Annotated in this window: 25 protein-coding genes; 13 read left to right on the forward strand and 12 right to left on the reverse strand. The window is 66.3% G+C overall.

Features of this window, described 5'->3' with window-relative positions:
* Window positions 1-35 precede the first annotated feature (35 nt).
* From WFK61_RS09785 to fliK, 3 genes are read right to left on the reverse strand one after another with little or no spacing between them, the layout of a single operon-like run.
* Window positions 36-1,190 carry a GNAT family N-acetyltransferase gene (locus WFK61_RS09785; RefSeq protein ID WP_336811336.1) on the reverse strand — a complete coding sequence of 385 codons (1,155 nt, stop codon included), beginning with the start codon at window positions 1,188-1,190 and terminating at the stop codon, window positions 36-38.
* Window positions 1,187-1,480, reverse strand: coding sequence for an EscU/YscU/HrcU family type III secretion system export apparatus switch protein (locus WFK61_RS09790; RefSeq protein WP_336811337.1), 294 nt, complete (start codon window positions 1,478-1,480; stop codon window positions 1,187-1,189). The genes WFK61_RS09785 and WFK61_RS09790 overlap by 4 nt, the downstream gene beginning before the upstream one ends.
* The gene (fliK, locus tag WFK61_RS09795; RefSeq protein ID WP_336811338.1) at window positions 1,477-3,111 is read right to left on the reverse strand and encodes a flagellar hook-length control protein FliK; all 1,635 of its coding nucleotides are present in this window, start codon (window positions 3,109-3,111) and stop codon (window positions 1,477-1,479) included. The genes WFK61_RS09790 and fliK overlap by 4 nt, the downstream gene beginning before the upstream one ends.
* A 153-nt stretch (window positions 3,112-3,264) precedes the next feature.
* Between fliK and WFK61_RS09800 the strand changes: the two genes are divergently transcribed.
* Window positions 3,265-4,272, forward strand: a complete 1,008-nt coding sequence (locus WFK61_RS09800) for an aldo/keto reductase (RefSeq protein ID WP_336811339.1) — start codon at window positions 3,265-3,267, stop codon at window positions 4,270-4,272.
* A gap of 178 nt (window positions 4,273-4,450) precedes the next feature.
* Here WFK61_RS09800 and WFK61_RS09805 read toward each other — a convergent pair whose 3' ends face one another.
* Both WFK61_RS09805 and WFK61_RS09810 read right to left on the reverse strand, forming a co-directional pair.
* On the reverse strand, window positions 4,451-4,777 hold the full coding sequence (locus tag WFK61_RS09805) for a hypothetical protein (RefSeq protein WP_336811340.1): 327 nt from the start codon (window positions 4,775-4,777) through the stop codon (window positions 4,451-4,453).
* A gap of 95 nt (window positions 4,778-4,872) precedes the next feature.
* Complete coding sequence (locus WFK61_RS09810; protein ID WP_336811341.1) at window positions 4,873-5,490, reverse strand: TetR/AcrR family transcriptional regulator; 618 nt, start codon at window positions 5,488-5,490, stop codon at window positions 4,873-4,875.
* Window positions 5,491-5,601: 111 nt separating this feature from the next.
* On the opposite strand from WFK61_RS09810, the gene WFK61_RS09815 reads away from it, so the two are divergent.
* Window positions 5,602-6,342 carry an SDR family NAD(P)-dependent oxidoreductase gene (locus WFK61_RS09815; RefSeq protein ID WP_336811342.1) on the forward strand — a complete coding sequence of 247 codons (741 nt, stop codon included), beginning with the start codon at window positions 5,602-5,604 and terminating at the stop codon, window positions 6,340-6,342.
* A gap of 10 nt (window positions 6,343-6,352) precedes the next feature.
* Here the strand turns inward: WFK61_RS09815 and WFK61_RS09820 are convergent, their stop codons facing one another.
* A complete protein-coding gene (locus tag WFK61_RS09820; RefSeq protein ID WP_336811343.1) occupies window positions 6,353-7,165 on the reverse strand; it encodes an MBL fold metallo-hydrolase in 813 nt (270 codons plus the stop codon).
* 196 nt (window positions 7,166-7,361) lie between these two features.
* The gene (locus WFK61_RS09825) at window positions 7,362-7,910 is read right to left on the reverse strand and encodes a hypothetical protein (protein WP_336811344.1); all 549 of its coding nucleotides are present in this window, start codon (window positions 7,908-7,910) and stop codon (window positions 7,362-7,364) included.
* Window positions 7,911-8,072: 162 nt separating this feature from the next.
* Between WFK61_RS09825 and ettA the strand changes: the two genes are divergently transcribed.
* The gene (gene ettA / locus WFK61_RS09830; RefSeq protein WP_336811345.1) at window positions 8,073-9,725 is read left to right on the forward strand and encodes an energy-dependent translational throttle protein EttA; all 1,653 of its coding nucleotides are present in this window, start codon (window positions 8,073-8,075) and stop codon (window positions 9,723-9,725) included.
* A 107-nt stretch (window positions 9,726-9,832) separates the two neighbouring features.
* Here the strand turns inward: ettA and WFK61_RS09835 are convergent, their stop codons facing one another.
* Entirely contained in the window at window positions 9,833-10,294 is a 462-nt protein-coding gene (locus tag WFK61_RS09835; RefSeq protein WP_336811346.1) for an NUDIX hydrolase, read from the reverse strand.
* A gap of 94 nt (window positions 10,295-10,388) precedes the next feature.
* Between WFK61_RS09835 and WFK61_RS09840 the strand changes: the two genes are divergently transcribed.
* On the forward strand, window positions 10,389-11,027 hold the full coding sequence (locus tag WFK61_RS09840; RefSeq protein WP_336811347.1) for a VOC family protein: 639 nt from the start codon (window positions 10,389-10,391) through the stop codon (window positions 11,025-11,027).
* 28 nt (window positions 11,028-11,055) lie between these two features.
* Here the strand turns inward: WFK61_RS09840 and WFK61_RS09845 are convergent, their stop codons facing one another.
* Window positions 11,056-11,472 (reverse strand): DUF1801 domain-containing protein, encoded by a 417-nt coding sequence (locus tag WFK61_RS09845; protein ID WP_336811348.1) that lies wholly within the window; start codon window positions 11,470-11,472, stop codon window positions 11,056-11,058.
* Between the two features lie 352 nt (window positions 11,473-11,824).
* On the opposite strand from WFK61_RS09845, the gene WFK61_RS09850 reads away from it, so the two are divergent.
* The 3 genes from WFK61_RS09850 to WFK61_RS09860 all read left to right on the forward strand — a co-directional run bounded on the left by WFK61_RS09850 (window position 11,825) and on the right by WFK61_RS09860 (window position 14,374).
* The gene (locus WFK61_RS09850; RefSeq protein WP_336811349.1) at window positions 11,825-13,612 is read left to right on the forward strand and encodes a peptide ABC transporter substrate-binding protein; all 1,788 of its coding nucleotides are present in this window, start codon (window positions 11,825-11,827) and stop codon (window positions 13,610-13,612) included.
* Between the two features lie 112 nt (window positions 13,613-13,724).
* Window positions 13,725-14,000 carry a type II toxin-antitoxin system Phd/YefM family antitoxin gene (locus WFK61_RS09855; protein ID WP_336811350.1) on the forward strand — a complete coding sequence of 92 codons (276 nt, stop codon included), beginning with the start codon at window positions 13,725-13,727 and terminating at the stop codon, window positions 13,998-14,000.
* The gene (locus tag WFK61_RS09860) at window positions 13,997-14,374 is read left to right on the forward strand and encodes a type II toxin-antitoxin system VapC family toxin (protein WP_336811351.1); all 378 of its coding nucleotides are present in this window, start codon (window positions 13,997-13,999) and stop codon (window positions 14,372-14,374) included. The genes WFK61_RS09855 and WFK61_RS09860 overlap by 4 nt, the downstream gene beginning before the upstream one ends.
* Before the next feature lie 39 nt (window positions 14,375-14,413).
* Here WFK61_RS09860 and WFK61_RS09865 read toward each other — a convergent pair whose 3' ends face one another.
* Together WFK61_RS09865 and WFK61_RS09870 are read right to left on the reverse strand one after the other, a co-directional pair.
* On the reverse strand, window positions 14,414-15,583 hold the full coding sequence (locus tag WFK61_RS09865; RefSeq protein WP_336811352.1) for an alpha-hydroxy acid oxidase: 1,170 nt from the start codon (window positions 15,581-15,583) through the stop codon (window positions 14,414-14,416).
* A gap of 96 nt (window positions 15,584-15,679) precedes the next feature.
* Entirely contained in the window at window positions 15,680-16,303 is a 624-nt protein-coding gene (locus WFK61_RS09870; RefSeq protein WP_336811353.1) for a YitT family protein, read from the reverse strand.
* Window positions 16,304-16,775: 472 nt separating this feature from the next.
* Here WFK61_RS09870 and WFK61_RS09875 point away from each other — a divergent pair, with 472 nt between their 5' ends.
* Both WFK61_RS09875 and WFK61_RS09880 read left to right on the forward strand, forming a co-directional pair.
* On the forward strand, window positions 16,776-16,979 hold the full coding sequence (locus tag WFK61_RS09875) for a cold-shock protein (RefSeq protein ID WP_199091797.1): 204 nt from the start codon (window positions 16,776-16,778) through the stop codon (window positions 16,977-16,979).
* 1,127 nt (window positions 16,980-18,106) lie between these two features.
* Entirely contained in the window at window positions 18,107-18,385 is a 279-nt protein-coding gene (locus WFK61_RS09880) for a hypothetical protein (protein ID WP_336811354.1), read from the forward strand.
* 114 nt (window positions 18,386-18,499) lie between these two features.
* On the opposite strand, the gene WFK61_RS09885 is transcribed toward WFK61_RS09880, so the two are convergent.
* Window positions 18,500-18,895, reverse strand: a complete 396-nt coding sequence (locus WFK61_RS09885) for a GFA family protein (protein WP_336811355.1) — start codon at window positions 18,893-18,895, stop codon at window positions 18,500-18,502.
* 205 nt (window positions 18,896-19,100) lie between these two features.
* On the opposite strand from WFK61_RS09885, the gene WFK61_RS09890 reads away from it, so the two are divergent.
* From WFK61_RS09890 to WFK61_RS09905, 4 genes are read left to right on the forward strand one after another with little or no spacing between them, the layout of a single operon-like run.
* Window positions 19,101-20,114: an ArsR/SmtB family transcription factor gene (locus WFK61_RS09890; protein WP_336811356.1), complete on the forward strand. Its 1,014-nt coding sequence runs from the start codon at window positions 19,101-19,103 to the stop codon at window positions 20,112-20,114.
* Window positions 20,114-21,025: a methylenetetrahydrofolate reductase [NAD(P)H] gene (gene metF, locus WFK61_RS09895; protein ID WP_336811357.1), complete on the forward strand. Its 912-nt coding sequence runs from the start codon at window positions 20,114-20,116 to the stop codon at window positions 21,023-21,025. The genes WFK61_RS09890 and metF overlap by 1 nt, the downstream gene beginning before the upstream one ends.
* 4 nt (window positions 21,026-21,029) lie before the next feature.
* Window positions 21,030-24,782: a methionine synthase gene (gene metH, locus WFK61_RS09900; RefSeq protein WP_336811358.1), complete on the forward strand. Its 3,753-nt coding sequence runs from the start codon at window positions 21,030-21,032 to the stop codon at window positions 24,780-24,782.
* Between the two features lie 55 nt (window positions 24,783-24,837).
* Entirely contained in the window at window positions 24,838-25,272 is a 435-nt protein-coding gene (locus WFK61_RS09905; protein WP_336811359.1) for a GNAT family N-acetyltransferase, read from the forward strand.
* The last annotated feature ends 36 nt before the right edge of the window (window positions 25,273-25,308 follow it).

A 25,308-nucleotide genomic window follows, 5' to 3' on the forward strand; every position in this document is an offset into this window, starting at 1 on the left:
GAGGAAACCCGGTCAAGCGCGGCGATCCGATGAACTCAAACCTTCTTGGGAACCGCAGCCTTGCGGGCTTGGGCGGCATCCCGCAGGCGCCTCAGCCACATCCGGCTGAAGGCCGCGATCCGGGCCGCTCCAGCACGGCCCGGGCCGACCCGGATGATCGCGTTGGCCATCTCGCGGCGTTCGCCCCAGACATAGGTGCCGGCATCGACGCCTTCGCCGGCGCCGCTGTCGAAGAAGGCCGGCGGCGTGCCGTTGAAATCGGCCTGCAGCATGGCGATTGCCAGCGTTCGGCCGGGCGAATGGCGGCCTTGAGTCTCGTCATAGGCGATCTTGAGGAAATGCCGGCGGTTGCCGCTCTCGATCAGCAGGCCCATGGCGATGGCGCGGCCATCATGCAGCAGCGTGTCGATCAGCAAGCTGTCGTCGGCGGCGCAGAGCTCGGCCAGCCGGCGGATATAGGCGGTGTCGGCAGGCAGGCAGGCGATGGCCGTGCCGGCTTCGCCCTTCCAGCCGGAGGCTTCGAGGGTGAGGAAGGCGTCGAGCGCCTCCAGCGCGCCGCGACCGCGACTGCGCCGGAAAGTGAGGGCGCCTTGTTTCCCCACCTGTCGGAATTGCTGCATCCGCTTCTTGTAGGAAGAGCCGAGCGTGCGCCGGAGATAGGCTTCGAAATTGTCGTCTGGGCGCGGGATCATCACCGGGCGAATCCAGCGCTCATAGGTCGAGATCGCGCTACCGGTCTGGCGGCAGGCCTCGGCGAGCGCGGCGTAGCAAGGGCCATCCAAGGGCAGGAGGGGCAGCAGCAGGCAATGCGGCAGGTCGCGCGAGGCGAGGAGATAGCGCATCAGGGCGCGGGCCGCTTCCGCCGCGTGGTCGCGATCGAGCACCGGCAGCGAGGAGACCTCGTAGAGCGGCACGAGCGGCGAGGCGAGGGCGGCGGCAAAGCCGCTACGCCAGCCATGCTCGCGCCGGAAGGCCCAGACGCCGACGAGCTGCTCGAAATCGAGCGCTTCGCTGAGCCAGGCGCAGAGGACGACGATCTCGTCCTCCGGCACCAGCGTCGTCGCGGCCGAGATGGCGGCCGGCGCCATATGCGGATTGGGCTCCAGTGCGTGGCGCGCGAGCTCCGCGAAAACCGGCCCCAGCTCCGCGTAAGCGGCGGGGCCGAGGCGCCTGACGACGATCGTGCTCAAGACCGATGGCCGTCCCGGTTCGGCCGGCGCAATTCGCCGCGCAGGGAGAGGACGAAGGCGATGACCTGCGCCGTGGCACGGTAAAGCTCCTCGGGGATCTGGTCGTCGAGTTCCACGGCCGAGAGCGCCTGTGCGAGGATCGCGTTCTGCTCGACGGCGACGTTATGCTCCTTGGCGGTCTCGACGATGCGCTCGGCCAGCTCGCCGCGGCCCTTGGCGGTGACGCGCGGTGCGCCTTGCCCGTCATATTCGAGCGCGACGGCGATGCGGGGCGGCTGCGGCGCGCTCATGACAGGCGGTCCAGGAACTGGCCGGCGGTCGGCTGCATCACGCGTGGCTGGCCGGTATGGATGTCGATGGCGCCGCTGGCGAAATCGGCATCGAGCAGGGCGCCTTCGAGACCGGGTGCGGCGCCGCGCAGGAGCTGGCTGGTTTCCTCGCGCTCGGCCCAGATCGAGACGCCGACATCGCGGCCCTGCAAGGTGACGACGCCCTGAAGCGGGCCCATCGGCTCGACATCGAGCGCGAAGCGGATGCGCCAGACCGGCGGGCTCACGCCCTGCGCGTCGCGGCGGGGCGGATCGCGCTCGACCTGGAGCGGCAGCATCGAGATGCCTTGCTGGAAGGCGAGGGGGATCTCGGCGAGCCAGCGCTGCGCGGGCTGCGTGCCGTCCTGCCGGGCGGGCTCCAGCGGCAGGGAGGCGTATTGCGTGAGCTTGATCCGGTCGAGCGCGGCCTCGGTCTGGTCGAGCAGGGTCTCGGCGATGGCGAGCGGCTTCTCGCCCGGCGACAGCGAAGGCTCGACGGCCGGCTGCGGCGCGAGCGGTCCGTCCCGGCGCGGTGGGGCGAGACGGGTGGACGGGTCGCCCGCGCCAGCCTGCTGGTCCGCTGCCTGATCGTTGCCGTGCTCGTGACGGCTGGCCTTCGGGTCCGGCGACAGGGCGTCGATGATCGGCAGCAGGGTTTCGCGCAGCGCCTGCAGGCCGGCCTTGAGGTCACCCTGCCGGGGTGCGGGCAGCGCGGCGGCCTGACGTGCGTCGAGGAAGAGGCCGGACGCCTGAAAGGCTTCCTTCAGCCTTGCCGCCGTGGGCGCCTGCCTTTCGGCCGGAATAGCCTGCGCCAGAACCTGCTGGATGGCGGGCGGCAACGTCTTCGGCAGGGCCAGCGAGATCGAGCCCTGTGCGATGGCGCGCAGATTGGCGAAAAGCGGGGCTAATCCGCCCTGCTGTTGCAGCATTGGGCCGAGGAGCGGCCCGGCGATGGCGCGCGCGGTCGCGGCGGTGATCACCGGAGCGGCAGGAGATGCGGCGGTCGTCGGCGAGGCGGGGCTGTTGGTGGATGCGGCGCCTGCCGCGGCCGGAGGGGTGGCCGCCGCCTGCGCTGCCGGCAAGCCCAGCGCTTTCAGCGCTTGCTGGAGCAAGGCCTGCTGCATCGCGACGGGCGAGGGCGGATGCGCGGCCTGTGCAGTGGTGGCCGGTGCCGATGTCGCGGCAGGCTGCGGCGCGGGAGGGAGGACTGTGGCCGGGGTTGGCCGGGCTGGAGCCGCCGCCGGAGCCGGAGGCGCCGTCGGCTGCGCAGGTTGAGGCGCCGGGGCCGGTTGCGGCTGGGCCTGCCCGGTTGTCGAGGCTGCGGGCGGGCGCACTTCGACCAGCGTGGCGCGCAGGTCGCCGCCGGGCTGCTCGGGCGGATCGAGGCGCAGCAGCAGGGTTGCGCCGGGCTGCAAGGCGGCTTGCCGCGCCTGCGGGCCGGCGAGGACGAGCGCGACCTTGCTGTCGCCGATCATCGCGGTCGCGGTGCCGTCCGGCTCCAGCGAAGCGAGCCTGGCCTGCACCGTCCGGCCAGCCGTCAGCTCGCCCGCCGCGTCGAGCGCTTGCAGCAGGGTGGCGAAGGTCTGGCTCTTGACGAGCTGGGCGAGATTCATCTGATGACCATGTGGCGACGCACCACCCTGTCACGAAAGATTAAGCATTTCCTTGCCGGCCGGCCGCGTGATGCAGGGCGTGCCTGCGCGCCGGGCGCTGGCATCCGGCACGGCGCTGCGGCAGGGTTGCTCACCCTGTTCGAGGATATTGCCATGGATTATCGCCGTCTCGGCCGTTCCGGCCTCAAGGTCTCGCCGCTCTGCCTGGGCACGATGATGTTCGGCGGCCCCGCCGACGAGGCGACCTCGCGCCGGATCATCGACAGCGCATACGAGGCCGGGATCAATTTCATCGATACGGCCGATGTCTATAACGAGGGCCAGTCCGAGGAAGTGACCGGCCGCGCCATCGCCGCGCATCGCTACGACTGGGTTCTGGCGACCAAGGTCGCCAACGTCATGGGCAAGGGGCCGATGAATGGCGGGCTGTCGCGGCGCTGGGTCCTGCGCGCCTGCGAGGACAGCCTGCGCCGGCTCGGCACCGAGACGATCGACATCTACTACCTCCACAAGGAGGATCACACGACGCCGCTGGAGGAGACCGTGCATGCGATTGCCGATCTCGTTCGCCAGGGCAAGATCCGGCATTTCGGCGTCTCGAACTACCGCGCCTGGCGGCTGGCCGAGATCTGCCGGCTCTGCGACGAGCTCGGCATCGACCGCCCGGTCGTCAGCCAGCCCTATTACAACGCGATGAACCGCATGCCCGAGGTCGAGCATCTGCCAGCCTGCGGCTATTTCGGGCTCGGCGTCGCCTCCTACTCGCCGCTCGCGCGCGGCGTGCTGACCGCGAAATACGCGCCGGGTCAGGCGCCGGCAGAGGGCACGCGCGCCGGGCGCGGCGACCGGCGGATGATGCAGGCGGAATGGCGCGAGGAGAGCCTGATCATCGCCCAGACGATCAAGGAGCATGCGGCACGCAAGGGGCTGACGCCGATCCAGTTCGCGGTGCGCTGGGTCTTGAACAATTCCTTCGTGACGGCGGCGATCGCCGGGCCGCGCACCTTCGAGCAGTGGGAGGCCTATCTCGCCGCGCTCGATGCCGGCTTCGACGCGGAGGATGAGGCGCTGATCGACACGCTGGTGCCGGCAGGGCATCCCTCGACGCCGGGCTACAGCGATCCGGCCTATCCGCTGGAGGGGCGCGTCAGCCGCGTCTGAGTATCACGGGTCGGATATTCGAGCCCTCATCCTGAGGAGCCGCGTCAGCGGCGTCTCGAAGGATGGTTCAGATGTCTCCGGAGCCTGCTGATCATCCTTCGAGACGCAGCCTTTGGCTGCTCCTCAGGATGAGGGCTGGCGGAGATTCCTGGCAGTCTCTGGAGGGAGGATCGTCCGCTCAGTTCATCATGCAGAAGCCGCCGACCACGACATCGGTCTGGCACCACGGCTTCTTGACCTCGCTGCTGGACGAGAGACGCAGCGGCAGGGGTTCCTCGCGCTGATGGGCCGTCGCGGGCGGGAAGGGCACGCGCTCGGGCTGCTTGGCGGCGGCCTGCGCGCGGTTGGCGCCCAGCGAGACGCCGGGGACAATGGCGACGCCGCGGCTGGTCGTGGCGGACGGGGCCGAGCTGCGCCCGCCCATGCGGAACCGCGCCGCCTCCGCCTGGACAGGCAGCAAGGTGGCGGTGGCGAGCAGGCAGGCAAGGGCGGCGATGCGGCGCATGGGGGCAGTCTCCCGATTGCCGACAGGATGCCGTGATCTGCCGCAAGGGCAAGGAAAGCCTGAAATCAGTCTCAGCGAGGCGTTAACGCGGATATTCAGGCGGCTGCGCGCGGTCGGGTGAGGCAGTCCCATGCGGCCATGGCGCCCTGCGCGATCGTCTCCAGCATGGGCCGCGAGGCGCCGTCGCGCGCCTGGATCGACATGCCCTGCTGGACGGTGACGTAGTAACTCGCGATCCCCGGCAGATCGAGCGATCCCGGCAGCTCGTTCTCAGCGATGGCCCGGCGCAGCCGCTCCTCGATCATGCTGACGCTGCCGGCCCGCATTTCCCGCAGGATGCGGCTGGTCTCGTCGCCGACGCCGACGGCATTCACCGCGGAAAGCACCACCATGCAGCCGGGGGGGCGGCCGGGCCGGGTGAAGGTCTTCGCGCTCGCCATGAGATAGCCTTCGAGCGCGGCCCGGGCGGTGGGCGCGTTCTGCAGCGGGGCCAGAATGTCGTCGCTCTCGGTCGCGGCGAAATGGTGGATCGCCTCGCGATAGAGCTCCTCCTTGCTGCCGAAGGCGGCGTAGAGGCTCGGCGAATTGATGCCCATGGCCTCGGTGAGGTCGCTCATCGAGGCCGCCTGGTAGCCGCGCTCCCAGAAGACGTCCATGGCGCGCTCCAGCGCGGCCTGCCGGTCGAAACTGCGTGGACGGCCGCGTTCGGCCATGGATCCGGCTCCCCGAAATTATTCTGTGACGACCATTATATATTTCTCTTGACGGGTGTAGGCAAGCGCAGCATGTATTATGTATCGATCATCACATAAATGGAGTTTGCCATGTCACGCCTTGCCGGAAAGCGCGCGCTCGTCACCGGCGGCAGCCGCGGAATCGGCGCCGCCATCGCCCGCCGGCTCGCTGCCGAGGGTGCCGATGTCGCGCTGACCTATGAACGCTCCGCCGACAAGGCGGGCGCGGTCGTCGGGGAGATCGAGGCGCTGGGCCGCAAGGGCTTCGCCATCGCGGCCGACAGCGCCGATCCTGCCGCGGTGACGCGCGCGGTCGACGATGCCGCCAGGGCGCTCGGCGGGCTCGATATCCTCGTCAACAATGCCGGCATCTATCGCGGCGGCGCGGTCGCCGACTGGAGCCTCGCCGATATCGATGCGACGCTGTCGGTGAATGTCCGCGCGGTCGTGCTGGCCTCTCAGGCGGCGGCCGCGCATCTTAGCGAGGGCGGGCGGATCATCTCGACCGGCTCCTGCCTCGCCGACCGTGTCGTCGAGCCCAATGTCACGCTCTATGCGATGAGCAAGGCGGCGCTGATCGGCTTCACCAAGGGGCTGGCGCGCGATCTCGGGCCGCGCGGCATCACGGTCAACATCGTCCATCCCGGTTCGACCGATACCGACATGAACCCGGCCGGCGGCCCCGGTGCCGATGCCCAGCGGGCGCGCATGGCGATCCCGCGCTACGGCCAGCCAGAGGATATCGCCGGGCTCGTCGCCTATCTCGCCAGCGAGGAGGCGCGCTTCATCACCGGCGCCGGCTTCGCCATCGACGGCGGCGTGAACACCTGACGTCTATGGCCTAGTGCCCGGGCAGGACGATCATGGTGGGCTTGGCCGGCAGCGTCGCCTTGGCCAGCGTGATCGTCGCCTGTTCGCGGCGCTCGACCGGCCAGATGTCCTGGGTCCGGGCGAGGAAGCGGTTCAGCGTGCCGCCGCCGAAGAAATGCATGGGGATCATCACCCGCGCCTGGATCGATTTCAGCACGTCCAGCATGCCGGTCTGGTCGAGCGTATAGCTGCCGTCGACCGGGAAGAGCACGATGTCGACCCGGCCGAGCGCGCGCAGATGGCCGGGCTCCAGCGGGTGATGCAGATGGCCGAGATGGGCGATGCAGAGCTCGCCGATCTCGAAGATGAAGATCGAGTTGCCGTCATAGTCCGTGCCGCCTTCATAAGTGCGGATATTGGTCGGTACGTTGCGGACGCGGACATCGCCGAAGGTGAGATCGTGCTGCGCCGCGCCGCGGCCGGACAGGTCCCAGCCGGGCAGGACATGCTTGATGGCCGGGTCGGGATTGCGCGAGTTATGCGTCGAGTGCGCTTTGTTCATCGTGGCGATGTCGGGCGTCACCGGCGGGCGGACATAGTCGTTGTAGTCGGTCGCGATCTTCACGCCGCCCGGCGTCTCGATCAGGAAGGTGGCGTGGCCGACGAAGGTGAGCCTTGCCTCGTCCTTCGCCAGTTGCACCCGGTGGATCGGTAGGCCGAGGCCGGCCATCTCGGGCCGGCAGCCGGGTTCGTTGGACTGGGCGCGGGCCGAGGTAAACCCCAGGGCAGCGCTCAATGCGATGCCGACGAAAACCAGTAGCCCGAAGGTGCGCGACAGCTTCATCGTCCGGCTCCGGTTGCGCGTTGCCTGCAACGATCAGGCAAAGCACGGGCCGTGAAAAGCGCGCTGGCGGTTTCGTGAACCGCTAGAGCCGGATCCGATCAGGTTGCATCAACCTGATCGGTGAATCCGTCTCCAACTTAGTGATAGAGAACGCGTGATCCGAACAGACTGCGGTGCAGTCTGTTCGGCGCGTGCTCTAGGGCTGCGCGGAGCGCCGGATTTCGACCGTCGCAGCCGCGAGACGGCGGTAGAGCTTCCGCCGTCGCAGGATCGGAACCCAGTCGTAGAGGAACATCTCGGCCGGGCGCCAGATCACCACCCAGCCGATGATGATCAGGCTTTCCTGAAACAGGCGGGCGAAGGGGCCTTCATAGGCCTTCGTCAGCAGCCAGCTCAGGAACAGGCAGGCGGCGAGCCCAACGAAGCCGATGGCGAAGGCGAGCCGGCCATCGCGGAACAGCTCGCGCAGGGCATAGGTCTCCGCCTTCGCCCGGCCGGCGAACCAGTTCGTCAGCGCGGTGGCGAGATCGGGCACTGGCCTCTCGGGATCATCGGGCCTTTCGAGATGCACCACGATCGCGATCGGCTCGTCCTTCGGCAGGTCGCGGGCCCAGTCGACGATATATTCCTCGGCCTCGGCCGCGATGTCGCCCTCGCGGAAAGGGAAGGGGTCGAGCGTGTTGAAGAGCTGGGCGCCGTCGCGCAGCCTGAGCGCCACGGTCGCCCTGCCATCCCGGTCCTGCATCTCGAATCGCTCCCCCGCCATCGCAGGCCGGCATTGTCCGGGACAGGCCCTGGCTCCGCAATGCGCCGGATGCGGTTGCGGGCGGCGCGGCGCACCGCTACATAGCGGCCAGATTTCCCGACATCCGTCGCCAAGCGTTCGAAAGCGGAGCCCGCTCGCCCCATGTCCCGCCAGTTCATCTACCATATGCGCGGCCTGTCCAAGACCTATCCGGGCGGCAAGCAGGTCCTGAACAACATCCACCTGTCCTTCTACCCGGATGCCAAGATCGGCGTGCTCGGCGTGAACGGCGCCGGTAAGTCGACCCTGCTCAAGATCATGGCCGGCATGGACAAGGAATGGACCGGCGAGGCCTGGGTCGCGGACGGCGCGCGCGTCGGCTACCTGCCGCAGGAGCCGAAGCTCGACGAGAGCCTGACCGTGCGCGAGAACGTCATGCTCGGCGTCGCGCCCCAGAAGGCGATCCTCGACCGCTATAACGAGCTCGCCATGAACTATTCGGACGAGACCGCCGACGAGATGACCAATCTCCAGGACGAGATCGAGGCCAAGGGCCTGTGGGATCTCGATTCCAAGGTCGACCAGGCGATGGACGCGCTGCGCTGCCCGCCGGACGATTGGGCCGTCGACAAGCTCTCGGGCGGCGAGCGCCGCCGCGTCGCGATGTGCAAGCTCCTGCTGGAGCAGCCCGAGCTGCTGCTGCTCGACGAGCCGACCAACCATCTGGACGCCGAGACCACCGCCTGGCTCGAAGGCCATCTGCGGACCTATCCGGGCGCGATCCTGATCGTCACCCACGATCGCTACTTCCTCGACAACGTCACCAGCTGGATCCTCGAGCTCGATCGCGGCCAGGGCATCCCCTACGAGGGCAACTACTCGGCCTGGTCGGTGCAGAAGCAGAAGCGCCTGGCGCAGGAAGGCCGCGAGGACGCCTCGCGCCAGAAGACCCTGGAGCGCGAAGCGGAGTGGATGGCGCAGTCGCCCAAGGCCCGCCAGGCCAAGAGCAAGGCGCGCATCCAGCGCTATGACGAGCTGGTCCAGAAGGCCAACAGCAAGGGGCCGGACACCGCGCAGATCATCATTCCGATCGCCGAGCGGCTGGGCAACAACGTCGTCGATTTCGAGGGGCTGTCGAAGGGCTTCCAGGACAAGCTCCTGATCGACGATCTCTCATTCAAGCTGCCGCCGGGCGGCATCGTTGGCGTGATCGGCCCCAACGGCGCCGGCAAGACCACGCTGTTCAAGATGATCACCGGCGCCGAGAAGCCGGATGCCGGCACGATCAAGGTCGGCGAGAGCGTCCAGCTCGGCTATGTCGACCAGAGCCGCGACTCGCTCGACGACAAGAAGAACGTCTGGGAGGAAATCTCGGGCGGCAACGACGTGCTCTATCTCGGCAAACGCGAGATCAACTCGCGCGCCTATTGCTCGGCCTTCAATTTCAAGGGCGGCGACCAGCAGAAGAAGGTCGGCTCGCTCTCGGGCGGTGAGCGCAACCGCGTCCACCTCGCCAAGATGCTGAAGTCCGGCGCCAACCTGCTGCTGCTCGACGAGCCGACCAACGACCTCGACGTCGACACGCTGCGCGCGCTGGAAGAGGCGCTGGAGGATTACGCCGGCTGCGCCGTGATCATCAGCCACGATCGCTGGTTCCTCGACCGCATCGCGACCCATATCCTCGCCTTCGAGGGCGACAGCCATGTCGAGTGGTTCGAAGGCAACTTCGCCGATTACGAGGAGGACAAGAAGCGTCGCCTCGGCATCGACTCGACCATTCCGAAGCGCATCCAGTACAAGAAGTTCTCGCGCTGAGCGCTCGAGATCTGAATTGAAAAGCCCCGCGGTGCCGCAAGCTCCGCGGGGCTTTTCGTTGGCGGCGGGAGATGGGCAGGGCGTCGTGTCGTCACCCGCTCAGCAGGCTAGGTGCGCGTTGCGTCCACGAGCCACCGCTTCAGGCCGCTGGGATAGAGCGCTGGCCCGGTTTCAGAATCGAGCGCGTCCAGCGCGTACCAGCCTGCGATGCCGGCCACTCCATTGTCTTCATGGAAATGGATGCGCTCTTGGCCCGCGAAGACCTCCGCTGGGAACGCGACCTCGAAGATGAAGAGCACTTCGTGGCCGGCCGCTCCTTCATGGTCGTATAGGTTTTCCATGACGATCGGGGCGCCGACGATCATCACGTCGACACCCAGTTCTTCCTTGAACTCCCGCTTGACCGCGGCCTCGGCCCGTTCCCCGAATTCGACGCTTCCACCCAGCGGCCGAACCCCTTTCACCCGGCCTTGATCGTCATGAACTTCGGCCGCCAGCAGCCGTCCGTCGCGCCAATGGAGGCCGAGTGCCTTCACTTTGATCTGAGGTGCCGGGCGCCACATGCTCATGCCATCTCGCTATAGCGACACGTGACCCGCTGCAACGAGTGGTCTTGATGGCGGCGGGATGGACAGCGGCCACACTGCGGCTTCAACTGGCGGCATGCTCACCCTCGACCATCTCACCGTCATCGCGCCTACGCTCGCGGAAGGCGTCGCGCATGTTCGGGATTGCCTCGACCTCGATGTGCCCTTCGGCCAGCGGCACGGGTATATGGGCACCCATAACCACCTGCTGCAGCTCGGCGACATGACCTATCTGGAGATCGTCGCGCTGGATCCCGAGGGAACGCCTCCCGGACGCACCCGCTGGTTCGGGCTCGATGACCGGAAGCAGGTGCGGCGGGATTGGGATGCGGGCCGTCGCCTGCGCGGCTGGGTCGCCCGGACCGACGGGATCGACGATGTCCTGAAGGGCCGGGAGGAGATCTTCGGCCGCAAGGTCGGGCTGCCGATGGAGGCCCCTGCCTTCGATTTCGCCATTCCCGATGACGGTTCGCTACCCTGGGGTGGAGCGGCTCCCTCGATTATCGACCGGCACGGCAAGGCACGCTCGATGGCGACGATCGCAGACCTGGGGGCGCGCTTGCGCGGGTTCTCGCTGGAGCATCCGGAGGCGCAGGCGATCGCAGCACTGCTGCTGGAACTCGGGACTGAGCGGGAGCCGGTCGTCAGCCATGGGCGGGAGCTGCGCTATCGCGCGTGGATCGAGACGCCCGGCGGGCTCAGGGAATTGGTCTGATCGGGCCTCGGGCGGCCGTTGGCGGCGCCTACATCCGCTCGCCGGGCAGCCGGCTCGCCTGCCTGATCCAGTCCGAGAACTGGGCCTCGTCGAAGGCGTCGTTCTCGTGGATATCGAGATAGCGCACCTCCTTCTGCTTCGAGGTGCCCGGCGGCATCGGATCGAGCAGCGCGCCCTTGAAGAACGAGACCTTCACATAGCGCGCGAAGCAATGGATGCCGATGAACCAGGTCTGGTTGCCGGTGCCGTAGAGCGGCGAGTTCCACTTCACGGCCTTCGTCACATCGGGGAAGGCCTTGACGATCAGGTCGTCGATGCGCTGGCCGATTGCGCTCTTCCAGCCGGGCATGGCGGCGATGTAGGCCTGCACCGGCGCGTCGCCGTCGCCCTTCGGAATCTGCGGGTTGCCGCCGGATAGAAGACGCGGCTTGTCCTCTGCATTCATGCGGTAGCTCCTGCCGAGGGGCCCAGCGCGGCCATGTTACGGAAGCCGGCCAGCGGTCGGCAACTGCGGTTCCCGGCGCCGCGAGTACCGGCTGCGACGCTATGACATCACTCCCGCTAGCAGGGTTTGTAGCGTTTTTCCCTTGTGAATCAGCGTAATTTAGCCGGGGCTACGAGTGGCAAGCAGGTCCGCCATGCGGTTCTCGTCTGACGACTTAAGTTATGATTAAGGCAGCGGCTCCTAGGAGCAGAGTCGCGTCCAAAGCAATTCTACGCCTTGGAACTGATAAATCCGATCTGGAACTGGTCAAGTTATTGATCGTGTTCTTGCTGCCATGACGTGAAGGTTGATTATGACTAGTCAGTATATCCAGGGTATGGTGCAGGATGTGAAGGAAGGCGGCCTGTCGCGGCGCTCCTTCATCCAGAAGATGGCGGCGCTGGGCATCACCGCGCCGATCGCGACCCAGATCCTCTCCTGGAACGATGTTGCGATGGCCAATGCCACGCTCGAATACAAGCCGACCAAGGCTGGCGGCGGCGGCCCGCTGAAGATGCTGCTCTGGCAGGCCCCGACCCTGCTGAACCCGCATTTCGCCTCCGGCACCAAGGACCAGATCGCGTCCCGCGTGTTCTACGAGCCGCTCGCCGGCTGGGACAAAGAGGGCAACCTGATCCCGCAGCTTGCGGCCGAAGTCCCGACCAAGGCAAATGGCGGCCTGTCCGAGGACGGCACGACCGTCACCTGGAAGCTGAAGAAGGACGTGAAGTGGCATGACGGCAAGCCGTTCACGGCCGACGACGTCGTCTTCACCTGGGAATACGCTGCCGACCCGGCGACGGCCGCCTACACCACCGGCGCCTACAAGGACATCAAGGTCGAAAAGATCGACGACTTCACCGTCAAGGTGATCTTCGCCAAGCCGACCCCGTTCTGGGCCGATCCCTTCGTCGGCGTCGCCGGCATGATCATCCCGAAGCATCATTTCGGCGAGTACAAGGGCGCCAAGTCCCGCGAGGCCCCGGCGAACCTCAAGCCCGTCGGCACCGGCCCCTACAAGTTCGTCGACTTCAAGCCGGGCGACATCCTGTCGGGCGCCCGCAACGAGAGCTATCACGTCGCCAATCGTCCGCATTTCGACACGTTCGAGATCAAGGGCGGCGGTGACGCGGTCTCGGCGGCGCGCGCGGTCCTGCAGACCGGCGAATACGACTACGCCTGGGATACGCTGGTCGAGGACGAGGTTCTCAAGCGCATGGAGATCGGCGGGCGTGGCAAGATCAGCGCTGCTGCTGCCGGCGACATCGAGTTCGTCACGCTGAACACGACCGATCCGTGGACCGAGGTCGATGGCGAGCGTTCGAGCGTCAAGACCAAGCACCCGACGCTCAGCGACCCGGCCGTGCGACAGGCGATCAATCTGCTGATCGACCGCGACTCGATCCAGAAGTTCATCTATGGCCGCGCCGGCGCTGCCACGGCGAGCTTCGTGAACGAGCCGAAGCAGTTCAAGTCGGAGAAGCTCAAGTACGAGTTCAGCATCGAGAAGGCGAACAAGATTCTTGACGACGCCGGCTGGAAGAAGGGTTCCGACGGCATCCGCGAGAAGGACGGCAAGAAGCTCAAGTATGTCTTCCAGACCTCGATCAACGCTCCGCGCCAGAAGGTGCAGGCGATCATCAAGCAGGCGTGCCAGCGCGCCGGCATCGATCTTGAGCTGAAGTCGGTGACGGCCTCGGTGTTCTTCTCGTCGGACGTCGCCAATCCCGACACCTACACCAAGCTGTATGTGGACATCGAGATGTACACGACCACGCAGCCGCAGCCTGATCCGGAGCGCTTCCTCAACCAGTTCACCTCGTGGGAAGTCGCCAACAAGGAGAACAAGTGGCTGGGCCGCAACGTCTCGCGCTACACGGATCCGGCTGCCGACGAGGCCTACAAGGCCGCCCAGAAGGAGCTCGATCCGGCCAAGCGCGCCGCGCTGCTGATCAAGGTCAACGAGATCTTCTGCGAAGCGAACGTCATCCTGCCGATCCTGTCGCGCAAGAAGGTCGTCGCCGCGTCGAACACCCTCTCGCATGACCATTCGGGCTGGGATGTCGACACCTGGAACCTCGCATCCTGGTATCGCACCTGAGGCATGAAAGCTCCCGCCGGGCTTGTCCCGGCGGGGGACCGCTTTGGCGGAATGTTGCCTTTCAAGCCCGCCCTCTCCATATTAGCTAAGCTTAGCTAATATGGAGAGGGCGATGACCGTCGTGAACGTGCACGAGGCCAAGACCGGTCTCTCGCGATTGATCGAGCAGGCCTTGCGTGGCGAGGAGGTCGTGATCGCGCGCAACGGCGTGCCGGCGGTGAAGCTGGTGCAGATCGATCCCCCGCAGGCCCAGCGTCCGCGGCGCGAATCCGGTCAGCTGGCCGGGCTTTTTGTCGAGATCGACCCCGACTGGTGGAAGCCCGAGAACGACCTCACCGAGCTGTTCGAAGTCTATCAGGAGGCCTCCGACGAGCCGAGCGGCGCATGAGGCTGTTGCTCGATAGCCAGACCGTGCTGTGGTGGGTCGGCGTCGACCGGGAGCGCCTGTCCGATCGCATGAGGCTGACGATAGATGAAGCCGAGGAGGTCTTCGTCAGCGTCGCGTCGGTGTGGGAACTCGAAATCAAGCGGAGCCTGCGAAAGCTGGCCTTTGCAGATGACGCCTGGGCGCAAGTCCAGGCTCTCGGTGTTGCCTGGCTGCCCATCGAGCTTGATGACACGCTGGCGGCTGCCAGACTTCCGCGTCACCACGGCGATCCGTTCGACAGGATGATCGTGGTCCAGGCTATCGCCCGCGAGTTGACCCTGGTGACATCGGATCGCCGCCTTATGGATTACGGCGTTCCGATGTTGCTGGTCTGAGACTGACGGCGAGCGCTGCCCCCAAAAGGTGGGAAGCGGCTACGAGGCCAGCCGCTTGATCGCTCCGGCGCGGCCGCCGACGAGGATGCGCTCGTCGACATCCTTGATGTCGCGCAGGCCGCAGAGCGCCATGGTGGTGTCGAGCTCCTTGCGGATGATGTCGAGCGCGGCGGTGACGCCCTGCTCGCCCATGGCGCCGAGCCCGTAGAGGAAGGCACGGCCGATGAAGGTGCCGTGCGCGCCGAGCGCGATCGCCTTCAGCACGTCCTGGCCGGAGCGGATGCCGCTGTCGAACAGCACCTCGATGCGGTTGCCGACCTGCTCGACGATGCCGGGCAGGGCCTCGATCGAGGAGAGCGCGCCGTCGAGCTGGCGGCCGCCATGGTTCGAGACGATCAGGGCGTCGGCGCCGCTCTTGGCGGCCATCTCCGCGTCCTCAGGGTCGAGGATGCCCTTGAGGATCAGCTTGCCGCCCCACTGCTCCTTGATCCACTGGACGTCGTCCCAGTTCAGCTTCGGGTCGAACTGGCTGGCGGTCCAGGAGGAGAGCGAGGACATGTCGGCGACGCCGGTGACATGGCCGACGATGTTGCCGAACTGCCGGCGCGGCGTGTCCAACATCTTCAGGCACCAGCGCGGCTTGAAGGCGAGGTTGATCAGGTTGGCGATGGTCGGCTTCGGCGGGGCCGAGAGGCCATTGCGGATGTCCTTGTGGCGCTGGCCGAGGATCTGCAGGTCGAGCGTCAGCACCAGCGCCGAGCAACCGGCCTTCTTGGCGCGCTGGATCAGCCGCGAGATGAAGTCGCGATCCTTCATCACATAGAGCTGGAACCAGAACGGTGCCTGGGTGTGGTTCGCGACATCCTCGATCGAGCAGATGCTCATGGTCGAGAGGGTAAAGGGCACGCCGGCCTTGGCCGCGGCCTTGGCGGCGAGGATCTCGCCATCGGCGTGCTGCATGCCGGTGAGGCCGGTGGGCGCGAGCGCGACCGGCATCGTGACCGGCTGGCCGATCATCTCCGAGGCGAGCGAGCGGTTGGTCATGTCGACGGCGACGCGCTGGCGCAGCTTCACCTTGGCGAAGTCGGTCTCGTTGGCGCGGTAGGTGCCTTCGGTCCAGGCGCCGGAATCGGCGTAGTCGTAGAACATGCGCGGCACGCGGCGCTTGGCCAGAAGGCGCAGGTCTTCGATGGTCAGGGGCTGGGCCATGTCTCGTCTCGCCGTTGGCGTCCCGTCTTGTCCTCCGGGCTTGCTCGCATGATGGCGGGCAGGGCGCAACCGTTACGCCGCACCGAGGACCTTTCGTCAGGACACCGCCATGTAGCGGCCGGGCTTGTGATTCATGCCGAGGATGGCGTTGAGCACGAGCGTGCCGACCAGCGAAAGCGCGACCTTGTCGGGCGGCAGCACGAAGAGGGCGGCGGCGAAGATCGCCGCGTCGATGCCGAGCTGGACCCAGCCGGCGCGCAGGCCATGCCGCTCCTGCAGATAGAGCGCGAGGATGTTGACGCCGCCGATTGCGGTGCGGTGGCGCGCCAGCGCCAGCAGGCCGAGCCCCATCGCGACGCCGCCGGCGATCGCCGCATAGAGCGGCGCCACCGCCTCGATGCGGAACCAGCCCGGCGTCGCCCAGACCAGAATCGAGATCAGGCCGACGGCGGCGAAAGTGCGCAGCGTGAAGGGCAGACCCATCCGCCGGAAGGCCAGCCAGTAGAAGGGCAGGTTGATGACGAAGAAGAGCAGGCTGAAATCCGCCCCCGTGCCGAATTGCAGGAGGAGCGCGAGCCCGGCCGCGCCGCCGGTCAGGAGCGTCGCCTTGGCGAAGAGGACGATGCCGAAGCTGATCATCAGCGTGCCCAGCGGCAGGGCGAGGAGGTCTTCGTAGAAGCGGTGCTGCTGTGGCATGGCGGGAACGGCGATCGGGGACATGGCGAGGCCTGTATCGGCTGGCGGCTTCCGGCACCAGAGGGCCTGCAAGGATCGCGCCGGGCGGAGTGCTCCCTCCTGTCGCCTGATGCGACCGTCGGGAGGCCGGCCCGCCAGTCGATGCTGGGAGCGTCGCCCGGCGATTTCTGGCGTGGAGGCATTTCACCAAGATGAAGCCTCCGACAGACGAGACCAAAATCATCGGCTTGCGGTTGAATTGGAAAGAACGCAGCAATCCTGACGCGTGCGGACGCTAGGTCGCCATGGCCCACGACACGAAAACCGATCTGAACGGCTCTTCTCGTGCCGGCGCCAAAACATGGGACGCGTTGACAAAATCTTGAGAGGCTCAGGCACCGCCTGCCTGTCCTTTCATCTCGACAAGGGGCGGTTTTCGGTCAATCCTTCCCTTGCCGGCATAGGAGCCATGCGTTCCGCGCCGGTGAGAGACGCTTTGGCTTCGAGGGATGTGGCGATGGCGACCGGAACCGTGAAATGGTTCAACACTGAGAAGGGGTTCGGCTTCATTCAACCGGCGGACGGCGGCAAGGATGTGTTCGTGCACATCACGGCCGTGAAAGAGGCCGGCATGATGACGCTGACGGAGGGGCAGAAGGTTTCGTTCGAGTTGAAGACCGAGCGCGGCAAGACGGCCGCGGGCGATCTGAAAGTGCTCTGAGACCGTTCTGTTTGCCGTAGGGCTCGCCTGCCGCGCGCGGCGGGGCGCTGGCGAGCGCGCGCCTGACAAATGACGACCGGATCGGCGTTGTCGCCGTGTGTCCGGCGCGATGGTTCTTGACGCGACAGGACGCGCGCCGAAAGCCCCGTCCAGGCTTGGCCTGCGGGGTTTCGGGCTGGAGCATCCGGGGGATGCGCGGAGCCTTGCGGCGCTCGCAGTCGACGGCTGCGTGCCGATGTCGTTGCGATGTCGATGATGTCGAACAGCGACGACCTCGCGCTGCCCGGCTCCGCGCACGGGTATCTGGGGGTCTGCCCCGCTTGGACGCCGCCCGATCGCCGCGGGGCGCGGCGATCCAGCTTTCTGTTCCAGCATCGAATTTGCCCGAAAAGTGGGCCCCACTTTTCGGTTCGATGCTTGAGGGCGGAGGCTTGCCTGTTCGGCCTGTGCGAAGTCGGCACCTCCGCGCCTTACGAACCCGCAACAGTCCGGGACGCGAAACCCGCAATCCCCTCCGGCCCACGATGCCTCGCGAAGCCCCCCGGTCGGATAGGACGCGTGCAGGATAGGGGTACGTTGGTGGGGCGGGGATAAGTTTGGGGACCGCTTCATTTCGCGGTCTCGCCGAAGAGGTCCGCAATGGGTCGGAAGCGGACCTCTTGCCTCCGCTTGAAGAGAGCATGCAAGGGGGGCGGAGAAATAGTGACCTTATCCCCGTATGTCGTTGGCTGGTCGGCTCGGGCGCTCGTCCTCAAATTTTGGCCTTGGAGCAAATGGTCGCGGCTTATTCTTTATCGAGCGTAGCGACCAAAGCAGACGGCCGAAATACCCAGCAATGCCGATAACCACAGCCATAGCAGCGCACATGGCATAGAAGCGGAGTGTCGGGTAAGGCCTCGTCAGGCTGCTTACGAGGCTGGCAAGGCCAAATGCCAGACCTATGCTGAGCTTTGGATAGCGCGTTAGGAACCGACGCATGGAGCTGAGCCTTTCGACCCAGCTATCCTGGCAGTTAGAGCTAAACAAGCCGCCAAGCTGATAAGTCACATTTGGAGCGTGACGGGTAGCCGAGGCGGCTCTCGCCTATCTAATGTCCGGGTTGAGAGCATCTGAGTCGAGAGGCGATCTTGCTGGAAGCAGTTTTAGGACAGGTCGCCAGCTTCCTATGGTTCGCGATCTCGAAATTTGCCGGATACTATACAGGCAAGGCCCTCGTGCAGGGGCTCACATTCGGCCGCCTCGCAGTGGAAGATTACGGCAAGCGGCCCTTTTCAGTGTGGTGGCGTGCTGGTCGCCAGGCAATGCTAAACCCGGATATCGCTGTCGTGGTCGGCTGGATTTTCTGGCTGGGGCTTGCCATCAGCGCCATCTTCCTTGTCAGCCATCTGCAATCATCGGCCCAATAGGGGCTGCCGGGCGACCGGTCTCCGTCATTCCGTATCAGTGGGTGGCCGGAGTTGTAGCGCCCCGATCATTGATGGTCCGCAACGGGTCGAAATCAATCGCCCGCTCTCAAGGCCTCAGGCGCGCGGTGGGGCGGTGTCGTATTGCGGCAGGCCGTCTGCGATCTCGTAATAGTCGCCCTTATCGGCAACGTAGATATGCAGAGTTGCAGCGGTTTCCGTCGGCCCGTCGAAAGCGCCCATGGCCACGGCGATCCAATCCCGATCCGGCCGATCCCAGAAGAGGGACGAACCGCATGCCGAGCAGAAGCCGCGCCGGACGTTCTCCGACGATTGAAACCATGTCAGCTTCTCCTCGCCGGTGATCGTCAAGGCAGCCCTGGGCACGTCCGTGGACGCGAAATAATGGCCCGAGTGCTTGCGGCACATGCGGCAATGGCAGAAGTTCGGATCAGGCAGGCTGCCAGCCACCGTCAGGGTGACCGCGCCGCAAAGGCATGAGCCGCTGTGCATCCTTGCTTCGCTCCCGCAGGTACCTCGTCAGGAAGCATGGCATCTGGGTTGTGACGCTCGCAAGGGCGCTCTCGTGGATCGAGGGCGGATATCGCGGTAGCCGCTCCCGTCCTATCTTCCGCACGACAATCCGCTTGCACGAACGGCGTGTTCGATATAAAGATATCTTTATATCTTTTTCCTTGTCGACAGAGGACGCCAGCGCGTGCGGCAGCCGACGACATTGTCTTCCGATGTGCTTCTCGCGTCCTTGAGGGCCGCCGGCGAGGAGACGCGGCTGCGCATTCTCGCGCTGCTCTCCGAGGGCGAGCTTTCGGTTTCCGATCTCACCGACATTCTCGGGCAGTCGCAGCCGCGCATCTCGCGCCATCTCAAGCTGCTCGCCGAGGCCGGTTTGGTGCGGCGCTCGCGCGAGGGGGCCTGGGCCTTCTTCCGGCTCGACGAGACCGGGCCGGGCGGGGCTTTTGCCGCGTCGCTCGCCGCCTGGCTCGACCTGAGCGACCCGGTGCTCGCGGCGGATCGCGAGCGGCTCGCTGCCGTCAGGGCGACGCGGGCCGAGGCAGCTCAGAGCTATTTCGCCAGCGTCGCGCGCGACTGGGACCGGTTGCGCGGCCTGCATGTGCCTGATCATGCCGTCGAGGCGGCGGTCGAGGAGGCCGTCGGCGAGGGCTCGCCCGGCGCGATGCTCGATCTCGGCACCGGCACTGGGCGGATGCTGGAGCGGATCGCGCCGAAATTCGGCCGCGCCGTCGGCGTCGATGCCAACCATGCGATGCTGGCGGTGGCGCGCGCCAATCTGGAGCAGGCGGGGCTGTCGCGCGTCGAATTGCGGCAGGGCGACATCTATGCATTGCCCTTCGCGCGTGGCTCCTTCGATCTCGTCGTGATCCATCAGGTGCTGCATTTCCTCGACGATCCCGGCCGGGCGGTGCGCGAGGCCGCCGCGATGCTGGCGCCCGGCGGGCGGCTGATCGTCGTCGATTTCGCGCCGCATGAAATGGAGTTCCTGCGGACCGAGCATGCGCATCGCCGGCTCGGCTTTTCCCGTCAGCAGATCGCCGCCTGGTTCAGCGAGGCCGGTCTCTCCTGCGACTTGTCCCGCGAAGTCACCCTTGCCGATGGCGGCTCTGGGCAGCTGCCGGTCATGCTCTGGCGTGGCCGCGACCGGCGCGTCCAGGCCGATCCGCCGGCCCGCAAGATCAATCTCGAGGTTGCGTGATGAATGCTTTCCGCCCCAGCCGCCACGGCTCGCGCCGCCCGCGCGTCTCGTTCGAATTCTTCCCGCCCAAGACGGAGGAGATGGAGGTCGCGCTCTGGGAGAGCGTGCGCCGGCTCGAGCCGCTCGGCCCGAGCTTCGTCTCGGTGACCTATGGCGCCGGCGGCTCGACCCGCGAGCGCACCCACGCCACCGTCAAGCGCATGGTCGAGGAGACCGGGCTGAAGCCGGCCGCGCATCTCACCTGCGTCTCGGCTTCGAAAGCCGAGGTCGACGAGGTCATCCGCTCCTATTGGGATGCCGGCGTGCGCCATGTCGTCGCTTTGCGCGGCGATCCGGCCGGTGGGCTCGGCACGACCTACGAGCCGCACCCTGAGGGCTATCACCAGACCTCGGATCTCGTCGCCGGGCTGAAGCGGATCGGCGATTTCGAGGTGACGGTCTCGGCCTATCCCGAGAAGCATCCGGAAGCGGCCTCGCTCGATGCCGATATCGATGCGCTCAAGAAGAAGGTCGATGCCGGCGCGACGCGGGCGATCACCCAGTTCTTCTTCGATAACGACGTCTATTTCCGCTATCTCGACAAGGTGCGCGCGGCGGGCATCGAGATCCCGATCCTGCCGGGCATCGTGCCCGTCCAGAACTTCAAGCAGACCGCCAACTTCGCCCGCAAGACCGGCGCGAGCGTGCCGCAATGGCTGGCCGACCGGTTCGAGGGGCTGGAGGAGGATGTTGCGACGCGCCGCCTCGTCGCGGCCGCCGTCTGCGCCGAGCAGGTGCTCGATCTGATCGATCGCGGCGCCACCGACCTGCATTTCTACACGATGAACAAGGCCGACCTCGTCTATGCCATCTGCCATCTCGTCGGCCTGAAGCCCGAGAAGGCGGCGGCGCAGGCCGTGGCGGCGGAGTAAGCCTATGTCCGACTTCATTCCTGCTCCCGTCGACGGCGCCGAAATCGAGCGCTCGCTGCGTCAGGCCGCGCGTGAGCGCATCCTCGTGCTCGACGGCGCGATGGGCACGCAGATCCAGAACCTGAAGCTCTCGGAAGCCGATTTCCGCGGCGAGCGCTTCAAGGGCTTCAACCACGATCTCAAGGGCAATAACGACATCATCGCCCTGACCCAGCCTGAGGCGCTGCGCGACATCCATCTCGCCTATTTCCGGGCGGGCGCCGATATCGTCGAAACCAACACCTTCTCGGGCACCTCGATCGCCCAGGCCGATTACGGCATGGAGGCGATCGTCTATGAGCTGAACGTCGAATGCTCGCGGCTCGCCCGCGAGGCAGCGATGATCGCGCAGAAGGAGGATGGGCGCCGCCGCTTCGTTGCCGGCGCGATCGGCCCGACCAACCGCACGCTCTCGATCTCGCCCGACGTCAACAATCCCGGCTTCCGCGCCGTGAGCTTCGATCAGGTCCGCGATTCCTATGCCGAGCAGGTTAGGGGCCTGATCGATGGCGGCTCCGAGCTGCTGCTGATCGAGACGATCTTCGACACGCTCAACGCCAAGGCGGCGATCGTCGCGATCGAGCAGGTCTATCGCGAGAAGGGCATCCGCCTGCCGGTGATGATCTCCGGCACGATCACCGATCTTTCGGGCCGCACGCTTTCGGGCCAGACGGTCGAGGCCTTCTGGAACGCGGTGCGCCATGCCGCCCCGCTGACCATCGGCCTCAACTGCGCGCTCGGCGCGCGCGAGATGCGGGCGCATATCAAGGATATGTCGCGCATCGCCGACACGCTCGTCTGCGCCTATCCGAATGCCGGCCTGCCCAACGAATTCGGCCTCTATGACGAACGGCCCGAAGCGACGGCCAAGATGCTGGCCGAGTTCACTGACGCCGGCTTCGTCAACATGGTCGGTGGCTGCTGCGGTACGACGCCGGACCATATCCGCGCCATCGCCGAGGCCGTTGCCGGCAAGGCGCCGCGCCAGATTCCGGAGACAAAGCCTTATCTCAGGCTCGCCGGTCTGGAGCCCTTCACGCTCGACGAGACCATCCCCTTCGTCAACGTGGGCGAGCGCACGAACGTCACCGGCTCGGCCAAGTTCCGCAAGCTGATCACGGCCGGCGACTATGCCGCCGCGCTCGACGTGGCGCGCGATCAGGTCGCCAATGGCGCGCAGGTCATCGACATCAACATGGACGAGGGCCTGCTCGATTCCGAGAAGGCGATGACCGAGTTCTGCAACCTGATCGCCTCGGAGCCGGATATCTCGCGCGTTCCGATCATGGTCGACTCGTCGAAATTCCCGGTGATCGAGGCGGGCCTCAAGACCATCCAGGGCAAGCCGATCGTCAACTCGATCTCGATGAAGGAGGGCGAGGAGGCCTTCCTCGAACAGGCGCGCATCTGCCGGCAATATGGCGCGGCGGTCGTCGTCATGGCCTTCGACGAGGTCGGGCAGGCCGATACCTTCCAGCGCAAGATCGAGATCTGCACGCGGGCCTACAAGTTGCTGACCGAGACGATCGGCTTCCCGCCCGAGGACATCATCTTCGACCCGAACATCTTCGCGGTGGCGACGGGCATCGAGGAGCACGACAACTACGGCAACGACTTCATCAATGCCACCCGCGCAATCCGCGAGACGCTGCCGCATGCTCATATCTCGGGCGGCGTCTCGAACCTGTCCTTCTCGTTCCGGGGCAACGAGAAGGTGCGCGAGGCGATGCACTCCGTGTTCCTCTACCACGCCATCAAGGCGGGGATGGACATGGGTATCGTCAATGCCGGTCAGCTCGGCAGCTATGACGATCTCGATCCCGAACTGCGCGAACTCTGCGAGGATGTCGTCCTCAACCGCCGCAAGGATTCGACCGAGCGCCTGCTGGAGGCCGCGCCGCGCTTCAAGGGCGACGGTTCGGTTGCGGCATCCGGCAAGGACCTCGCCTGGCGCGAACTGCCGGTCGAGAAGCGGCTGGAGCATGCTCTCGTCGCCGGGATCACCGAGTTCATCGATGTCGATACGGAAGAGGCGCGCCTGAACGCCGCCAAGCCGCTGCACGTCATCGAAGGCCCGCTGATGGCCGGCATGAACGTGGTCGGAGACCTGTTCGGCTCGGGCAAGATGTTCCTGCCGCAGGTGGTGAAGTCCGCCCGCGTGATGAAGCAGGCCGTCGCTTACCTGATGCCGTACATGGAGGAGGAGAAGCGCCTCAACGGCGGCTCCGAGCGCTCGGCCGCCGGCAAGGTGCTGATGGCGACGGTGAAGGGCGATGTCCACGACATCGGCAAGAACATCGTCGGCGTCGTGCTCCAGTGCAACAATTACGAGGTGATCGACCTCGGCGTGATGGTGCCGACCCAGAAGATCCTGGAGACGGCGCGCAAGGAGAAGGTCGATATCATCGGGCTCTCCGGCCTGATCACGCCCTCGCTCGACGAGATGGTCACTGTCGCCTCCGAGATGGAGCGCGAGGGCTTCGACATCCCCTTGCTGATCGGCGGGGCGACGACGAGCCGCGTCCATACGGCGGTGAAGATCCACCCGGCCTATGAGAAGGGCCAGGCGGTGCATGTGAACGACGCCTCGCGCGCCGTCGGCGTCGTCTCAAGCCTGCTCTCCTCGGAGCAGAAGCCGGGCTATGTCGCGGGTGTGCAGGCGGAATACGCCAAGGTCGCCGAGGCGCATCGCCGCTCCGAGGCCGACAAGCAGCGCCTGCCGCTCGCCAAGGCACGCGCCAACGCCTTCAAGACGGACTGGGCGAATTATGTGCCGCCGAAGCCGAGCTTCCTGGGGACGCGGACCTTCCGCACCTACGATATCGCCGATCTCGTACCGGTGATCGACTGGACGCCGTTCTTCCAGACCTGGGAGCTCAAGGGCCGCTACCCGGCGATCCTGCAGGACGAAAAGCAGGGCGAGGCGGCGCGTGCGCTCTGGGACGATGCGCAGGCGATGCTGAAGCGCGTCGTCGAGGAGCGCTGGTTCAACCCGAAGGCGGTGATCGGCTTCTGGCCGGCCAATGCCGTCGGCGACGATATCCGCCTCTATACCGGCGAGAGCCGGCAAGAGCAGCTCGCGACCTTCCATGGGCTGCGCCAGCAGCTCTCAAAGCGCGACGGCAAGCCGAACATGTGCCTGTCCGATTTCGTCGCGCCGGAAGGCGTGGCGCCGGATTATATCGGCACCTTCGTCGTCACGGCGGGCGCTGAGGAGGAGCGCATCTCCGAGAAGTTCGCGCGCGACAACGACGATTACCGCTCGATCATGGTCAAGGCGCTGGCGGACCGCTTCGCCGAAGCCTTCGCCGAGCGGATGCACCAGCTCGTCCGCAAGGAGTTCTGGGGCTATGCGCCGGACGAAGCTTTCACGAACGAGGACCTGATCCGCGAGGAATATCGCGGCATCCGCCCGGCACCGGGCTATCCGGCCCAGCCTGACCATACCGAGAAGGAAACGCTGTTCCGGCTGCTGGAGGCCGAGCGTCGCGTCGGCGTCAAGCTGACCGAGAGCTATGCGATGTGGCCGGGCTCCTCGGTCTCCGGGCTCTATTTCGCGCATCCGGAGGCCTATTACTTCGGCGTCGCCAAGGTCGAGCGCGATCAGGTCGAGGACTACGCGCAGCGCAAGGGCATGACGATCGAGGAGGTCGAGCGCTGGCTCGCGCCGATCCTCAATTACGACACGTCAGCCTATCGCCTGCAGGCGGCGGAGTAGTTGCCTTCCAGCGCTGCGGCGGGCATCACCCTCGCCGCAGCGATGGAGAGCGTTCGTGACGACTGACGAGAGAAGGCTGATCCGCAAGGCGATGGCGGCGGATGAGCCGCGCATCCGTGCGATCCGCATGGGCGTGCGCGAGAATATCCTGAGCGACCCCTCGAAGGTCACGGACGAGGATGTCGCCTGGTATCGCGACAACGCGATCTTCCTCGTCGCAGAAGATGCCGGCGAGATCGCTGGCTTCGCCTGCGCCAACCACCAGACCGGCCTGATCTGGGCCCTGTTCATCGATCCGGCGCAGGAGGGGCGGGGCCATGGCCGCGCCTTGCTCGATGCGGCGCTGGCCGGCTTGAAGGCGGTGGGTCATGTCCAGGCCTGGCTCGAAACCGGGGCGGGCACGCGGGCTGAGCGCTTCTATGTCCGCCATGGCTGGCGCGACATGGGCCGGGGCCTCGACGGACAGATCGTCTTCACCAGGCTGCTCTGACGCAAGAAAGCCGCCCGACGGGGCGGCTTTCGACTG

The sequence above is a fragment of the Allobosea sp. MMO-172 genome (genome assembly GCF_037147855.1).
Classification (GTDB): Bacteria; Pseudomonadota; Alphaproteobacteria; order Rhizobiales; family Beijerinckiaceae; genus Allobosea.

What these genes read in the sequence shown, in the direction of transcription:
- WFK61_RS09790 (WP_336811337.1), bottom strand. Translation starts at nt 1,480, where the DNA reads ATGAGCGCGCCGCAGCCGCCCCGCATCGCCGTCGCGCTCGAATATGAC.
- fliK (WP_336811338.1), bottom strand. Translation starts at nt 3,111, where the DNA reads ATGAATCTCGCCCAGCTCGTCAAGAGCCAGACCTTCGCCACCCTGCTG.
- WFK61_RS09800 (WP_336811339.1), top strand. Translation starts at nt 3,265, where the DNA reads ATGGATTATCGCCGTCTCGGCCGTTCCGGCCTCAAGGTCTCGCCGCTC.
- WFK61_RS09805 (WP_336811340.1), bottom strand. Translation starts at nt 4,777, where the DNA reads ATGCGCCGCATCGCCGCCCTTGCCTGCCTGCTCGCCACCGCCACCTTG.
- WFK61_RS09810 (WP_336811341.1), bottom strand. Translation starts at nt 5,490, where the DNA reads ATGGCCGAACGCGGCCGTCCACGCAGTTTCGACCGGCAGGCCGCGCTG.
- WFK61_RS09815 (WP_336811342.1), top strand. Translation starts at nt 5,602, where the DNA reads ATGTCACGCCTTGCCGGAAAGCGCGCGCTCGTCACCGGCGGCAGCCGC.
- WFK61_RS09820 (WP_336811343.1), bottom strand. Translation starts at nt 7,165, where the DNA reads ATGAAGCTGTCGCGCACCTTCGGGCTACTGGTTTTCGTCGGCATCGCA.
- WFK61_RS09825 (WP_336811344.1), bottom strand. Translation starts at nt 7,910, where the DNA reads ATGCAGGACCGGGATGGCAGGGCGACCGTGGCGCTCAGGCTGCGCGAC.
- ettA (WP_336811345.1), top strand. Translation starts at nt 8,073, where the DNA reads ATGTCCCGCCAGTTCATCTACCATATGCGCGGCCTGTCCAAGACCTAT.
- WFK61_RS09835 (WP_336811346.1), bottom strand. Translation starts at nt 10,294, where the DNA reads ATGAGCATGTGGCGCCCGGCACCTCAGATCAAAGTGAAGGCACTCGGC.
- WFK61_RS09840 (WP_336811347.1), top strand. Translation starts at nt 10,389, where the DNA reads ATGCTCACCCTCGACCATCTCACCGTCATCGCGCCTACGCTCGCGGAA.
- WFK61_RS09845 (WP_336811348.1), bottom strand. Translation starts at nt 11,472, where the DNA reads ATGAATGCAGAGGACAAGCCGCGTCTTCTATCCGGCGGCAACCCGCAG.
- WFK61_RS09850 (WP_336811349.1), top strand. Translation starts at nt 11,825, where the DNA reads ATGACTAGTCAGTATATCCAGGGTATGGTGCAGGATGTGAAGGAAGGC.
- WFK61_RS09855 (WP_336811350.1), top strand. Translation starts at nt 13,725, where the DNA reads ATGACCGTCGTGAACGTGCACGAGGCCAAGACCGGTCTCTCGCGATTG.
- WFK61_RS09860 (WP_336811351.1), top strand. Translation starts at nt 13,997, where the DNA reads ATGAGGCTGTTGCTCGATAGCCAGACCGTGCTGTGGTGGGTCGGCGTC.
- WFK61_RS09865 (WP_336811352.1), bottom strand. Translation starts at nt 15,583, where the DNA reads ATGGCCCAGCCCCTGACCATCGAAGACCTGCGCCTTCTGGCCAAGCGC.
- WFK61_RS09870 (WP_336811353.1), bottom strand. Translation starts at nt 16,303, where the DNA reads ATGTCCCCGATCGCCGTTCCCGCCATGCCACAGCAGCACCGCTTCTAC.
- WFK61_RS09875 (WP_199091797.1), top strand. Translation starts at nt 16,776, where the DNA reads ATGGCGACCGGAACCGTGAAATGGTTCAACACTGAGAAGGGGTTCGGC.
- WFK61_RS09885 (WP_336811355.1), bottom strand. Translation starts at nt 18,895, where the DNA reads ATGCACAGCGGCTCATGCCTTTGCGGCGCGGTCACCCTGACGGTGGCT.
- metF (WP_336811357.1), top strand. Translation starts at nt 20,114, where the DNA reads ATGAATGCTTTCCGCCCCAGCCGCCACGGCTCGCGCCGCCCGCGCGTC.
- metH (WP_336811358.1), top strand. Translation starts at nt 21,030, where the DNA reads ATGTCCGACTTCATTCCTGCTCCCGTCGACGGCGCCGAAATCGAGCGC.